The organism is Campylobacteraceae bacterium (genome assembly GCA_013215945.1).
In the GTDB taxonomy this organism is placed as follows: domain Bacteria; phylum Campylobacterota; class Campylobacteria; order Campylobacterales; family Arcobacteraceae; genus NORP36.
This window is the reverse complement of the sequence record JABSOM010000006.1, coordinates 42,370-56,812: the sequence shown is the minus strand read 5'-3', so window position 1 is coordinate 56,812 and position 14,443 is coordinate 42,370. Positions and strand designations below refer to the sequence as shown.

Below are 14,443 nucleotides of genomic sequence, written 5' to 3'. Positions count from 1 at the left end.
TTCAATGTTTAATAGGTTATAATGTTAATACAACATAACAAAGACAGTTTTATTTTGAATGCAAGGACATATAATTTGTTTCATAAAAATGGTATACCTTTATATACACAATTAAAGAATAAACTCTTAAAAGATATTAAAGAGAATTATAAAGTTGGGGATATGATCCCAGCAGAGATCAAGTTAGAAAAACAATATGAAGTTAGCCGTATTACGGTTAGAAAAGCGATTGAAGTACTTGAAAAAGAAAATGTTTTAGAGCGTAAACAAGGGAAGGGTACTTTTGTTAAAGCACATAAAATTTTATACGATGCAAACTCTATTGGTTCTTTAACACAAAGACTTGCTAAACAAAAAGATATTATAAAAACAGAATCTCTTCACTTTTTAATTGTTGAAGGAGAACATTACGTAAAAGATTTACTTAAGTGTAGTAAACTCTTATGTATTAAACGTATACGTTTATTAAACAATGTTCCTTTTGCTTTAATGTGCAATTATTTGGATTTTGATTCTGTTCCTAATATAGAAGAAAATTTCAAAATTGAATCTTTGTATACTTTTTTAAAAGATGAATATAAAATTGAATTTTATAATGCAGAAGAAACAGTGGAAGCTAAAAATGCCAGTATAACAGAAGCGCAAAAATTAGATATCAATGAAAGAGATGCTTTGTTATCTTTACACCGTCTCTCTTTTGATAAATATAATAATCCTGTAGAGTATTCTGATATTTTAATTAAAGCCAATATGTATAAACATAAAATTATTTTGTCCAATGATAGGCTTTCAAATATTTAAAAAATAAAAGAGAACTATGGAAATTGAAACAATTAATTTTAATGAAATGTATATAGAACAAAAAAATAAAACTACTTTCCAAGCCAAAAATAAAGAGGCTTGGAACAGTAAAGCTTCTACAATGAATAAAAATATTCATAAATCAATTTACAATCAGAACTTTTTAAATCACATAAAACTAGAAGGAATAAATTCTTCTTTAGATGTTGGTTGTGGTGTTGGCAACTTGTCTCTTTTATTATCAAAAAAACTTAAAAATATTTACTGCTTGGATTTTTCAGATAAAATGCTGGATTTTTTAAAAAAGAATGCCAAAAAAGAAAAATGCACAAATATCAAAAGCTTTAATCTTTCATGGTACGATGATTGGGCTGAGGTTCCTAAAACAGACTTAGTTATTGCATCGCGTTCTATGGAAGTAAAAAACATGCAAAAAGCCTTAGAAAAACTAAACAATCAAGCGCTTAAAAAAGTCGTACTTTCTTATAAAGTAGGAGGAAGTTTTTTATCTTTAGATATTTTAAGTGCTTTAAATAAAGATATTAATAAAAAACCTGATTACATATATATTTTAAACATCTTATATAATATGGGAATTAATGCTTCTTTAAACTTTATAAAAAGTGAAGCCAGAAATATTAGCTATAAAAATGAAGAAGATTTTATATCTTCTGTTATGTGGAGTTTAGGAGAGTTAAAACAAGAAGAAATAAATCTTTTAAAAACACATTATCAAGATAAAATAAAAGATCAAAAAGAAGATACATACGTAGAATGGGCAATTATAGCTTGGGATAAAAAGTAAAAGTTAAATATCAATAATTTAATGCAAAAAATACTAAGTATTTGATATATTGAAGAAAATTATTAGAACAAAAGAAGGTTAATTATGGAATACAAAATCACACAAGGCATAGTTGGAGTTAGACCCAATGTTACTTTACCTAACCCAGAAATTTTAAATGTTCTTGGCGAAGATGGTATGAGAGCTTTGACGAAAGAACATTATGAGATATTAAGACACTCAGAGATAAAAGATTTATTTCCACCACATGATGCTGGAATTGAAATGGCAGTAAAACATGCCTCTGATTTTTTTATACAAATTTGTGGAGGTCAAAGACATTTTGATCAAAACAGAGGAAGACCAATGATGGCAGCAAGACATTCTCCTTTTAAAATTGATCAAGCTGCAAGAGTTATCTGGTTAGAAGCGTATGCAACACTTTTAGAAGAGAGTAATTTAAGTGAAGAATTAAAAGAATCTTTCTGGACTTATTTGGATATTTTCTCAATTTGGATGATGAATACACGAGACTAGAATCAAGGGAAATAAGGTGAATATACTTATTATTGGAGCTGGAATAGCTGGTTTGAGCACAGCAATATCTTTGAAACTGCAAGGTTTTAATGTAAAAATAGCTGAAAAAAATTCTTCTATAACAGACATTGGGGCAGGTATTATATCTTGGCCCAATGCTTCAAATATTCTAGATAAACTGGGCCTTTTAGAAGAAGTTCTTAAAGTATCAGGAAAAGTAACTTCAATGAATCGTTTTTCAAGCGAAGGTGTAAACATTGGTTCAATAGATATAACTACAATCAATGAAATGATGTCTTATCCCAGTTTATCTATTCTACGTTGCGATTTAATGCGTATTTTAAATAACAAAATAAATGAAATGAAAATTTCCATACATTTTAATCATAACTTACTTTCTTTTGTAAACAATAATAATCTTGTAAGTGCAAAATTTACCAATAAAAAAATAATCAAAGCTGATGTTATTATTGGGGCAGATGGACGAATGAACTCACTTACTAGAGAATATGTGAAGGGTGATAATACACCTAAGTATCAAGGTTTTATTAACTGGGTAGGTATTATTAAAAGTAAGAATGATATTTTTACTAATTTGAGTGTAAGTGATTATTGGGGTATTGGAAAACGTTTTGGTATTGTTCCCATTTCAAAAAATCAGGCATATTGGGCAGGTGGAATGACATCTAAAAATATAGAAACAAAAAATCCTTCTTTATATAAAAATGAATTATTGCATGAGTTTAAAGACTGGCCTTCAAATATTCTAAATATTATAAAAAATACAAAAGACTCTGGTATTAATAAAATATATGTACATGATCATGACCCACTTTCTACATGGCATAAAAATAATGTTATTTTAATAGGAGATTGTGCACATGCTGCTTTACCAACGTCTGGGCAAGGTGCTTGTCAAGCCTTAGAGGATGCATGGCATTTAGCCTCTTGTTTAAAAGAAAATTCAAAAAACTTAACACATGCTTTTGAATCTTTTACAAAAATAAGAATAAAAAAAACAAATAATATTACAATGGGTGGCAGAGCACTTGCTTTTTCAATATTTAATGATGATAAAGAGTTTTGTTTAAAAAGAAATATACACTCACAAAATACGAATGGACATAAACAAGCCAGTGCAATGGCAAATCTTTGGTTAGAGAATCTGGCTTAAATTAAAAAACGTAATAAAGAATAAAAAATATTAATCTTATTTTTTGTTTTTCTTCTATTAGTATCATATTTATTTACTGCTATACTTTACTATAGACTTAGCATGTCCTAAAGGATATATTATGATAAAAGAACTAAAAGTTAAAGAGCTTTACAATAAATGTAATAAGTCAATATTTTCTTTTAAAAATACAGAAGAAGCCAAAAAAACAAATCAAATAATTTTACAAGGAAGAGCCTTAAGTGCAATTGATACTGCTCTTGGAATAGAAGAAGAGGGCTTTAATCTTTTTGTTATGGGTGAAAAAGGAAGAGGTAAACACTCACTTATTAAAAAAATATTAGAAACAAAAAGTAAAAATGGTAAAAATATTTATGATTGGTGTTATGTAAATAATTTTAATGATGATAACAAACCTATAATAATAAAACTAAAAGCAGGACTGGCTAAATCTTTTAAAAAATCCATGTTAAACTTGGTGGAAAATCTTAAAATAAAAATAACACAAGTCTTAAAATCAAAAAAATACCTAAATCAAAAAAAATCTCTAGAAAAATACACAAAAGAGGAACAAGACAAACTTTTTAATAAATTAAAAAGTTTAGCACTGCAAGAGAATATTTCTATATCAGATACTCCCAATGGGATTGTTATCGCTTCTTTAAAAGAAGGAAAACTTTTTACAAGTGAAGAATACAGTGCATTGGCTTTAAAACAAAGAGATAAGCTTGAAAAAAATATTATTAAATACCAAGAAAAAGTCGATGAAAATTCAAAAGAAGAATTAGACTTAAGCAATAAATTTCTTGAAAAATTAAATGACTTAGACAAACTATTTATAAAAGAAATTCTTAAAAAATCCATGCAAGGTTTAGCAGAGAAATTTTCATCTTATGAACAAGTACTTCTTTATTTATCTGATGTAGAAAAAGATATTTTAGAACATTATAGGTACTTTGTCAAAACAGAAAATGAAAATATACTGAATGCTTTTGAAAGTGTATTAAAACAAAATCTGGAACATGAAATCTCCTTCGATATATATAATATTAATATTTTAGTAAATAATGAGAAAGTAAAATCTCTGCCTATTATTTACGAAGACAATCCCCGTTATGCAAACTTATTTGGAAGAATTGATCATATATCGCATATGGGAACAATAAGTACAGATTTTAATTTAATTAAAGCAGGTTCTTTGCATCAAGCAAATGGAGGTTATTTAATTATTGATGCTATAAGTTTATTATCTAATCCTCATGCATGGGAAGGTTTAAAACGAATGTTAAAATCTTCTTTGATTCATTTAGAAAGTATAGAAGAATCAATGGGATATACCAGTTTACTTTCCTTAAGTCCCCAAAGTGTTCCTTTAGATATAAAAATAATCTTGATTGGTTCTCGAGAAATTTATTCTTTGCTTTTTTTTAATGATGAAGATTTTAAAGAATTGTTTAAAATAGAAGCAGATTTCGAAGATAAAATAATAAGGAATAAAGAGAATACTCTTTTATATATAAATATTATCACAAATATAAGCAAGGAAAAAAAACTATTAACACTTGGCAAAAATGCGCTTTGTAAAATAATAGAATTTTCTTCAAGGCTTTGTTCGAATGCTTCTTATTTATCAAGTGATTTTTCAGCTATTAGTGATTTATTACAAGAAGCCAATTATCTGGCCAAAAAAAACAATAGAAAAACAATTAATGAAAAAGATATATTAAATGTTTTAAAAGAAAGAATATATAGAAAAGAGAGAATAAAAGAAGAGGTTTATACGCATATCAAAGAAGAAACAATACAGATTAATACAAAAGGTGAAAAAGTGGGACATATTAATGGTCTTGCTTTAATAGATTTTGGAAATTATTCTTTTTGCATTCCTATGAAAATATCATGTTTAACAAGGGTCGGGAAAGAAGGTGTTGTAACTATCGAGAGAGAAGTTGATCTTTCTGGTTCTATTCATTCAAAAGGTGTATTAATTATATCTTCTTATTTGGCTTCACGTTATGCTCCTGATTTTTCTTTAAGTCTTAGTGCTTCTTTAGTATTTGAACAATCTTACAGTGTGGTTGATGGAGATTCTGCATCTTTGGCTGAGCTTTATGCTCTTTTATCTTCTATTTCGAAAATCAAAATAAAACAAAACTTTGCTATTACTGGATCTATTAATCAAAATGGAGATGTACAAGCTATTGGTGGGGTTAATGAAAAAATAGAAGGTTTTTATGATGTTTGTAAATTAAAAGATGAGAACTTTTGTTCTGCTGTTATTATTCCTGCCTCAAATGTTAAAAACTTGATGTTAAAAGAAGATGTTCTAAGTGCTGTGAGAAAAGGTCAATTTAAGATATATGCTATTAATCATCTTGATGATGGAATAAAACTTCTTATGGGTATTGAAGCAGGAAAAAGAAAAAAAGATGGAACTTTTACTAAGAACTCATTAAATTATCTTGTTAATAAAGAACTGAAAAACTTAAATACACTTAGTTTAAATAAAGAAAATAGCTAAATTAAATATTTATTAAAATAAGTATAAGTATAACAATTTTTAATTTTTTAAAGCAATATATTAAATACAAATTATGTTAATATCTCTTATGATAAATAAATATGAAATATTAAAAAATACCTTTGGCCACGAAAATTTTCGCTCTTTTCAAGAAGAAGTGGTTGATGCTATTATTGCAAAAGAGGATGTCCTTACTATTCTTCCTACAGGTGGTGGAAAATCACTTTGTTATCAATTGCCTGCTTTATTAATGCAAGGAGTTACTGTTGTAATTTCTCCTTTGATTGCTTTAATGCAAGATCAAGTTAGAGCCTTAAAAGATCTAAATATAAAAGCTTCAATGATTAACTCTCTTCAAACTCCTAATGAAAACAATGAAATATTACAAGCTTTGTTAAAAAATGAATTAAAATTTGTTTATGTTGCACCTGAGCGTTTTACTTCGAATGATTTTGTCGGAGTTTTACAAAGAGTAAATATTAATTATTTTGTAATAGATGAAGCCCATTGTGTATCTGCTTGGGGGCATGAATTTAGAGCTGAGTATAGAAACTTAGACAGATTAAAACAATTTTTCCCTGATACTTCTATTGCTGCATTTACAGCAACGGCTACGTATAAAGTACAAGAAGATATGAAAACATCTTTGCGTTTAAACAATGCAAAAGAATTCAGAGCCAAAACAAAAAGAGATAATTTAATTATTTCCTGTAAACCTCGAGCTTCTAATGGAAAAAATCAAATTTTATCTTTTTTAAAATCGCATAAAGGAATGTGTGGAATTATTTATACCTTTACAAGAAAAGAAACAGAATCTACTGCTAAATATTTAAATGAACAGGGGTATAAAGCAAAAGCTTATCACGCCGGATTAAGTGCTGAGATTAAAAATGAAGTTTTTGATGATTTTGTTTATGAAAAAATTGATATTGTAGTTGCAACCATTGCATTTGGGATGGGAATTGACAAATCCAATATTCGTTTTGTTATTCATACTTCTATGCCTAAAACCTTAGAGAACTATTACCAAGAAATAGGGCGTGCAGGGCGTGATGGAGATTTGTCTTATGTGTATTTATTGTATTCTAAAAGTGATGAGATCAAGAGAAAAATACAAATAAATGATGGTTTAGATAATGCCTATAAAAGTACTGCTTTAGATAAATTAGAGAAAATGTATAGGTATTGTATTTCAAATAATTGTCGCCATACTATTATTGCTTCTTATTTTGATGATAAGATTGATCACTGTTTAACATCATGTGATAATTGTACCAAAGAAGAAGTGGAACAAATAGATATTACTCTTGATGCACAAAAATTACTTTCTTGTATTTACAGAGCAGAACAACGTTTTGGTTTAAATCATATTATTGATATTTTAAGGGCTTCAAAAAATCAAAAACTTTTAGATATGAATCACGATAAACTCACTGTTTATGGAATTGGGGAGCATAAAAATAAGAATGAATGGATTGCTATTGCGGATAAGTTAATTGATTCTGATGTTATTTCTTTAGGTGAGTATCGAGTGCTTAAACTCTCAAGTGCTGCTTTTGAGATTTTAAAATCAAAGAGCAAAGTTTTTATTGATTCTGATAAAATGGGACAAAGTGTTCAAGAAGAACTTGTAGAGGAAGAACTTACTTTTGATGAAGAGTTATTTGAGAAATTTAGAAGTTTAAGACGTGAGTTATCCAATGAAAAAGAAGTCCCTGCTTATGTGATTTTTGGAGATAAAACTTTAAAAGAACTTTGTTCAAAATTACCAAGCACACAAGATGAAATGTTGGATATTAATGGTATTGGACAGGTTAAATATGATAAATACGGTGAAGTGTTTTTAAATTTATGTGTAAGTATTAAAGAAGAATTCGAAGATAAATTAAAAGACAGAGTAGAGCTTAAAAAATTAACAAAAACCTATTTAGAAACCCTAGTTTTATTAGAAGACAATAAAAGTTTAGAAGAAGTATCTCAAATAAGAGACTTAGGTCTTGTTTCTATTTTATCTCATCTGAAATTATTGAAGCAACATCAAAAAATCACGGAAGAGCAAAAAGATAAACTTCTAGAGCCTATTAAAATTGATAAGAATGTTCTTTCTTGGATTGAAGAAGGTTTAGAGCTAAAAACATTAAAAGAACTAAAACAAGATTTATATTTGTATGAATACTTGAAGGATTTAAATGAAAAATGATGCACTTCAATATAAAACATTCTTTTTAAAAGAAGATAAATACAATGGTTTCACGCTTGATAATAAAAAAGTATTTTTGGATACAAAAGATTTTAAAGAAAATATAGAAGAGTTGATTCTAACGTTAAGAAAAGAAAAAAGAAAACTCTTATGGGTTCCTTTAGACATAGAACAAGCTTCTTATATTCCTATTTTAACAAAGATGGGTTTTACTTTTCATACCTGTGAAGAGAAAAAACTCTTATTGGTAAAAGAGCTTATAAAAAATTCCATTATTCCAACGGCTTCAAATCATACTTTAGGTGTGGGAGTTGTCGTTTTTAATGAGAAGAATGAAGTATTATTGGTTAAAGAAAAATACTCCAATATTGGTTTTAAATTACCAGGAGGGCATATTGATGATGGAGAATTAATTACTTCTGCTGTTAAACGAGAAGTAAAAGAAGAAACAGGAATAGATGTAGTGTTTGAGAGTATTGTTTCTTTGGGACATTTTTTTCCACATCAATTTAATCAAAGCAATTTATATATTTTGTGCATAGCAAAAGCACTGTCAAGTGAAATTAATATTCAAGATACAAACGAAATACTAGAATGTAAATGGACAGATGTGCAAAGATATATTAATGATGAAGATGCTTTTGCATATAATAAAGAAATTGTAAAAATTGCTTTAAAACAAAAAGGCTTAAAACAAAAAGAATTTGATTCTTTTAGAAGTACACTTAAAAACTATGAGTTGTTTTTTTAAACAAATTACAGTATAAAGAAAAAATTAAATATAAAGGTTTAACTTGGAATATACTTCTCATCGCATGGTTATGTATCCTCACTTAAATGCAGCAGGAATTCTTTTTGGAGGAATGGCTTTGGCTTGGATTGATGAAGAGGCTATTATTTTTGCAACCAATCTTTTAAAAACAAGTAAAATTGCTTTAGTAAAAATGTCAGAAGTTGTTTTCAAAAATATTGCCAATATTGGAGATATCGTAATTATGGGTACTGAACTTGTAAAAATTGGAAGAACATCTATTACTGTACGCTGTGAGATTAAAAATAAAACGAGTAATAAAATCATTTTAATTGTAGAAGAAATGGTTATTGTGGCTTTGGATTTTAACAAACAACCCACTCCTCATAATTTAGAAAAAATAATTTAGTTCTACTTTTGTGATTTAAGTAAAATCATAAACTTAAAATATAAAAAAAGAAAAAAACTAGTCCCAGTACTGTGAATATTTTTAAGATATTTTAAATATAATCGCACTTGAAAACATATTGTTAGCTATTAAAATAAATTAATTTTGAGGTAAAAATGGAAAATGCATTTAGAGTAGAAAAAGATTTTTTAGGTGAAATGAATATAGATATTCACGCATACTATGGAATTCAAAGCTTAAGAGCTAAGAATAATTTTGATATCACACGTACGAATATTTCTTTGTTTCCTAACTTTATTAAATCTTTGGGAAAAGTAAAAAAAGCCTGTGCTTTAGCTAATTATGAATTAGGGGATTTATCCTTAGAGCAAAAAGATGCAATTGTACAGGCTTGTGATGAAATAATTGATGGTAAACTTGTAGAACAGTTTATTGTTGATCCTATTCAAGGAGGAGCTGGAACTTCTACTAATATGAATGCAAACGAAGTTATTGCTAATAGAGCTTTAGAAATCTTAGGTCATCCAAGGGCTGCTTATCATATCATTCATCCTAATAATGATGTTAATCGTTCACAATCAACCAATGATGCTTATCCTACTGCTATTAAAATTACTCTTTATGAACTGATTTTTAAATTAAAAGATTCTTTACGTTATTTAGGAGAAAGTTTTGATAAAAAAGCAGAAGAATTTAAAGATGTTATCAAAATGGGACGAACCCAACTTCAAGATGCAGTTCCAATGACTTTGGGCCAAGAATTTAAAACCTATGCAATAATGATTGAAGAAGATGTTTTTAGATTAAGAGAAGCACAAGCTTTGTTAAAAGAAATAAATTTAGGAGCTACTGCTATTGGAACAGGTATTAATACTAAAAGTGAATACCGTCATGTTGTTATTAGACATTTAAAAGAAGTAACTGGCGTTGACTTTGATAATTCAGGTAATTTAATTGAAGCTACACAAGATACAGGTGTTTTTATTCATGTGTCTGGAATATTAAAACGAGTAGTTATTAAAATATCCAAAGTGTGTAATGATTTACGTCTTTTAAGTTCAGGTCCACGTGCTGGCTTTAATGAAATTAATTTACCAGCTATGCAACCAGGTAGCTCAATAATGCCAGGAAAAGTAAACCCCGTTATTCCAGAAGTTGTTAATCAAGTAGCTTATGAAGTAATAGGGGCTGATACTACTATTTCTATGGCTTGTGAAGGAGGTCAGTTACAATTAAATGTATTCGAACCTTTAATTGCCTATAAACTTTTTACTTCTATTAATATTATGAGACGCTCTTTTTATACACTTGCAGATAAGTGTGTGGATGGTATTACTGCTAATGCGGACGTATGTTTAGAAAATGTTTTAAACTCAGTTACAATTGTTACGTATTTAAATCCTATTTTAGGATATGAAAAGTGCTCTGCATTAGCTAAAGAAGCACTTAAAACAAAAAAAAGAGTTTATGATTTGGTGCTGGAGCAAGAACTGTTTACACAAGATGAATTAGATGAGTTATTATTACCAAAAAACATGTTGAAATAAGGAAAATAAGTGAAGATCACTATAATAAATACAGGTGGAACATTTAATAAAAAGTACAATTTAATAAAAGGGGCATTAGATGTTAGAGATGATGCTTTTTCTTTGGAAAAAATATTAAACTGGACGCACAATGTTGATTTTGAAGTAAAAAATATTTTAGCCTTAGATTCTTTAGAGATAAAAGATAAACACAGAGATATTATTATTAAAAATATCAAAGAATCTCAAAATGAAAATATAATCATTATTCATGGAACAGATACTATGAATGAAACGGCTTTATATTTAGATGAACGAATAAAAGATAAAAACATTGTAATTACTGGTGCTATGATACCTATGAGTATAGATACTACTGAGGCTGTTATGAATTTTGCTTCTGCTTATGGGTTTTTAAATGCAAGAGTAGATAAAGGAATTTATATAGCGTTACATGGAATAGTTTGTTCACATAAAAAAATATATAAAGATAAAAAAATGGGGAAGTTTTTAGTAAAATAGAAAAATCTACTCTTAGTGTGAGAGTAGAATTTCTTTGTCATCACTTCGAGTATTTTTAATAGCATCATTAGAAAGTGCTTTTACCGTATAAACAAAAGATATTTTGTTTTTCTTGCTCATGTTTTTAGAAGCATGATGCAGTGTTTTACAGTGAAACAATACAACATCCCCTTTATAAAGATTTTGATGTACACGTTTTTTAATAAGTTCTTTATTTTTTGCATGTTCATCTAAAAAATTTGAATTTTTATCGAACTGATCTTTTTCAAAATCCAGTTTATGAGAGCCTGGAATAAATTCTAATAAACCATTCTCTAAATACTCATCATCTAAACATAACCAAACAGATATTAAATCATCGTTTTTAAAATTCCAATATCTTCTGTCTTGATGCCAAAAAGTAACGGTTGAGATTTTGGCTTGTTTTGTCATAATTGAATTATGATGTGCAAGAGTTAATACCACTTTATCTTGAAGTAAATCTTCTAGAATAGGCAAAATTTCTTTATTTTCCATCCATGCTTTAAATAAATCGTTTCGTTGATATACTTGACGTAAACGTCTAAGAGTTACAGAACTCTCTACTTCATTGTAATATTCTTGTTCAGTTTCATAAGGTGCAATTTTTTCATCAAGTTCTTTTTGTGCTTGTTTTAAAATATCATCACAGATATTTTTTTGCGCAAAACGTTTAAGAACTAAAAATCCATTTTCATGAAATTCTTTTTTTTGATTGTGTGTTAAATTCATTTTTTTTCTTTGCTTCAAATTAAAAATTAATTATACTATATCTCTAATAAATAATAAATTTTTTATCACGCTAATTGAAACTTTTTTCTATTAATAAGTATTGACCTATATAAGAACTGTATTTTATTTCTTTGGGAGCGTGTGAATAGGGGTTTTTCCAGGTATTATTTACAATGCTTTTTTTGTGTAAAAATAGATTATTATCTAAAAATATATTTGTTTCATTGTTAAGTCTAATACATCCATGAGAATACGCTTTTCCTTTAGGGTAAGAGCTTTCATGTGCATGCATAGCTAATTGTAAAGTATCATTGATAATACTCCAATTATCTTCATTTATAATCTTTGTTTTATTTGCTCTAAATGTATTAAATCTTTTTGATTTTTGTTTACCAAAATAAAAAATATATCTTCCTTTTTTTCCATAACCCAATGATACTTTATCAGAACCTAAATCTCCCACAGAGCGCCAGCCTCTATGTGCTTTAAACAAACCACTTGGAGTATTAAAATAATGGTTTTCTCCAAAGATTATTTCTCTTTCCCTATACATATCACCTGTAGATACTAGGTCTGAGCCTATGTATTTAATTGAATCATTTTCATAAACAACTAAAATAAGAACTTGTTTTGATAAATCTACGATAGAAAGATATTGTTTGTTTCTAATTTTTTTATCTTTAAATATTTGAAGAACTTTGTTTTGTATTTTATTAAAATACTCAGCATTAATTTCTATATTTTTGAGTCTTCTTTTTAGTAGTTTTGTGAGTTTTTTATCTTTTGGTGTTGTGGACCAGCTTTTAATATTTAGTATTTTTTCTCTTAAACAAGAAGTATCTTTTTTGCAAAGTTTATTTAAATAAGCAGGAAAACGTTTTTTATAAACAGGTATTTCTATTACTTCTAATAAAAAATCTTTTCTCATTTCTAAATTTTGTGAGAATAAGGAAGAAAATAAGAGTGAAAAAATTAATAAGAATTTCATAAGAGAGTATAGCAAAAATGCATAAAAAAAGGCAGAGTTAGCTCTGCCTTTTCTAAAATTAATTTATATTATAATACGGGTGATTTTAATACCATTAATTTTTCTTTTGACATTTCAGTCATTGAGTGATGAATTCCACCCATTCCTAATCCGGAAGCTTTAGCTCCTCCAAAAGGCATCCAATCAACTCTAAATGCTGTATGATCATTAACCATAACTGCCGTTCCACTTAATCTTTTAACTGCTAATAAAGCAGTATCAATGTTTTTAGTAAAAATAGCAGCTTGGAAAGATACATCTAAAGAATTTGCTCTATCAAATGCTTCTTCTATATCATCATAAGTATATAAACAAACAACTGGTCCAAAGATTTCATTCTTAGAAATAATTGCATCATCACTTGTATTTAAAATAACAGTAGCTTCAAATAAAGAATCAGAAATTCTTTTTCCACCTGTTAAAATCTTACCACCATTAGATACTGCATCGTTAACCCATTCTTCAACTCTGTTTACTTCATTATGGTTAATTAATGGACCCACTTCAGTTTTTGGATCTAATTGATCTCCTACGATTAATTTAGATGCAGCTTCACTTAATTTACTTGCAACTTCATCTATAATATCTTTATGTACATATACTCGTTGAACAGATACACAAACTTGTCCAGCATGGTAAAAACCACCCTTAGCTAAAGCAGGAATTAATTCAGATATATCAGCATCTTTTTCAACAATTACAGGTGCAACTCCACCATGTTCTAATGCAACTCTCGTTCCATTAGCAACTTTAGAATTTAAGTACCAACCAACTTTACCAGAACCAATAAACGTTAAGAAATTAATCTTAGGTGAAGTAGCTAATAATTCTCCCCCAACTCTGTCACAAACAACTGCTTGCGCCCAACCTTTTGGTAATCCAGCCTCTGCTAATAATTCAATTAGTTTAAGAGCTGACATTGGCGTTTGAGTAGCAGGTTTAATAATAACTGAACATCCAACAGCAAGTGCAGGAATTACTTGATGAATTGCTAGGTTAAAGGGGTGATTAAAAGCAGATACAGCAGCAACAACACCAATAGGTTCTTTAAAGGTATAAGCCATTCTATTTGCACTTGATGCAGTATGACCCATAGCAACTTCAGTTCCTTCAAATGATGATAAACCTTCAATTGCAAGTTTAACTCCATTAATAGCTCTTTGGATTTCTACTTTAGAATCCATATAAGGTTTTCCACCCTCAGATGCACAAAGAATAGTTAAGTCTTCGATTTGTGAGCTCATAATTTCTACTAATTTTTCTAAAATCTCTACTCTTCTGTATTTAGGAAGGGCATTTTTGTGATCTTCAAATGTAGTATATGCTAAATCAATAGCACCTTGTACTTCTTCAACTGAAGAAAACTTTACTGTACCAACAACTCTACCATCAAATGGTGATGTAACTTCAATAGTGCTCATTTCTATCCTTTTTTAAAGCA

At 28.2% G+C, this 14,443-nt stretch carries 13 protein-coding genes; 10 read left to right on the top strand and 3 right to left on the bottom strand.

Features of this window, described 5'->3' with window-relative positions; translation table 11 throughout:
- Positions 1 to 75: 75 nt before the first annotated feature.
- The 10 genes from HRT41_07590 (at position 76) to HRT41_07545 (ending at position 11,225) form a co-directional block, all read left to right on the top strand.
- Positions 76 to 801 (top strand): GntR family transcriptional regulator, encoded by a 726-nt coding sequence (locus tag HRT41_07590; GenBank protein ID NQY23882.1) that lies wholly within the window; start codon positions 76 to 78, stop codon positions 799 to 801.
- A gap of 16 nt (positions 802 to 817) precedes the next feature.
- Positions 818 to 1,606 (top strand): class I SAM-dependent methyltransferase, encoded by a 789-nt coding sequence (locus HRT41_07585; GenBank protein ID NQY23881.1) that lies wholly within the window; start codon positions 818 to 820, stop codon positions 1,604 to 1,606.
- Positions 1,607 to 1,690: 84 nt separating this feature from the next.
- Positions 1,691 to 2,122, top strand: coding sequence for a globin (locus tag HRT41_07580; protein NQY23880.1), 432 nt, complete (start codon positions 1,691 to 1,693; stop codon positions 2,120 to 2,122).
- A 16-nt stretch (positions 2,123 to 2,138) separates the two neighbouring features.
- A complete protein-coding gene (locus HRT41_07575) occupies positions 2,139 to 3,296 on the top strand; it encodes an FAD-dependent monooxygenase (protein ID NQY23879.1) in 1,158 nt (385 codons plus the stop codon).
- 121 nt (positions 3,297 to 3,417) lie between these two features.
- Positions 3,418 to 5,817, top strand: a complete 2,400-nt coding sequence (locus HRT41_07570; protein ID NQY23878.1) for an AAA family ATPase — start codon at positions 3,418 to 3,420, stop codon at positions 5,815 to 5,817.
- Between the two features lie 88 nt (positions 5,818 to 5,905).
- A complete protein-coding gene (gene recQ / locus HRT41_07565) occupies positions 5,906 to 8,017 on the top strand; it encodes a DNA helicase RecQ (GenBank protein ID NQY23877.1) in 2,112 nt (703 codons plus the stop codon).
- Positions 8,007 to 8,768, top strand: a complete 762-nt coding sequence (locus HRT41_07560) for an NUDIX domain-containing protein (protein NQY23876.1) — start codon at positions 8,007 to 8,009, stop codon at positions 8,766 to 8,768. The genes recQ and HRT41_07560 overlap by 11 nt, the downstream gene beginning before the upstream one ends.
- Positions 8,769 to 8,811: 43 nt before the next feature.
- Entirely contained in the window at positions 8,812 to 9,177 is a 366-nt protein-coding gene (locus HRT41_07555; GenBank protein NQY23875.1) for an acyl-CoA thioesterase, read from the top strand.
- A 155-nt stretch (positions 9,178 to 9,332) separates the two neighbouring features.
- On the top strand, positions 9,333 to 10,724 hold the full coding sequence (aspA, locus tag HRT41_07550) for an aspartate ammonia-lyase (protein NQY23874.1): 1,392 nt from the start codon (positions 9,333 to 9,335) through the stop codon (positions 10,722 to 10,724).
- Positions 10,725 to 10,733: 9 nt separating this feature from the next.
- On the top strand, positions 10,734 to 11,225 hold the full coding sequence (locus HRT41_07545) for an asparaginase (GenBank protein NQY23873.1): 492 nt from the start codon (positions 10,734 to 10,736) through the stop codon (positions 11,223 to 11,225).
- A 12-nt stretch (positions 11,226 to 11,237) separates the two neighbouring features.
- On the opposite strand, the gene HRT41_07540 is transcribed toward HRT41_07545, so the two are convergent.
- The 3 genes from HRT41_07540 to HRT41_07530 all read right to left on the bottom strand — a co-directional run bounded on the left by HRT41_07540 (position 11,238) and on the right by HRT41_07530 (position 14,423).
- On the bottom strand, positions 11,238 to 11,975 hold the full coding sequence (locus tag HRT41_07540; protein NQY23872.1) for a phytanoyl-CoA dioxygenase family protein: 738 nt from the start codon (positions 11,973 to 11,975) through the stop codon (positions 11,238 to 11,240).
- A 70-nt stretch (positions 11,976 to 12,045) separates the two neighbouring features.
- On the bottom strand, positions 12,046 to 12,903 hold the full coding sequence (locus HRT41_07535) for a L,D-transpeptidase (GenBank protein NQY23871.1): 858 nt from the start codon (positions 12,901 to 12,903) through the stop codon (positions 12,046 to 12,048).
- A gap of 128 nt (positions 12,904 to 13,031) precedes the next feature.
- On the bottom strand, positions 13,032 to 14,423 hold the full coding sequence (locus HRT41_07530) for an aldehyde dehydrogenase family protein (protein NQY23870.1): 1,392 nt from the start codon (positions 14,421 to 14,423) through the stop codon (positions 13,032 to 13,034).
- Between the last annotated feature and the right edge of the window lie 20 nt (positions 14,424 to 14,443).

Coding starts and splice junctions, on each gene's coding strand:
- HRT41_07540 (NQY23872.1), bottom strand. CDS start 11,975: ATGAATTTAACACACAATCAAAAAAAAGAATTTCATGAAAATGGATTT.
- HRT41_07585 (NQY23881.1), top strand. CDS start 818: ATGGAAATTGAAACAATTAATTTTAATGAAATGTATATAGAACAAAAA.
- HRT41_07570 (NQY23878.1), top strand. CDS start 3,418: ATGATAAAAGAACTAAAAGTTAAAGAGCTTTACAATAAATGTAATAAG.
- aspA (NQY23874.1), top strand. CDS start 9,333: ATGGAAAATGCATTTAGAGTAGAAAAAGATTTTTTAGGTGAAATGAAT.
- recQ (NQY23877.1), top strand. CDS start 5,906: ATGATAAATAAATATGAAATATTAAAAAATACCTTTGGCCACGAAAAT.
- HRT41_07560 (NQY23876.1), top strand. CDS start 8,007: ATGAAAAATGATGCACTTCAATATAAAACATTCTTTTTAAAAGAAGAT.
- HRT41_07530 (NQY23870.1), bottom strand. CDS start 14,423: ATGAGCACTATTGAAGTTACATCACCATTTGATGGTAGAGTTGTTGGT.
- HRT41_07535 (NQY23871.1), bottom strand. CDS start 12,903: ATGAGAAAAGATTTTTTATTAGAAGTAATAGAAATACCTGTTTATAAA.
- HRT41_07580 (NQY23880.1), top strand. CDS start 1,691: ATGGAATACAAAATCACACAAGGCATAGTTGGAGTTAGACCCAATGTT.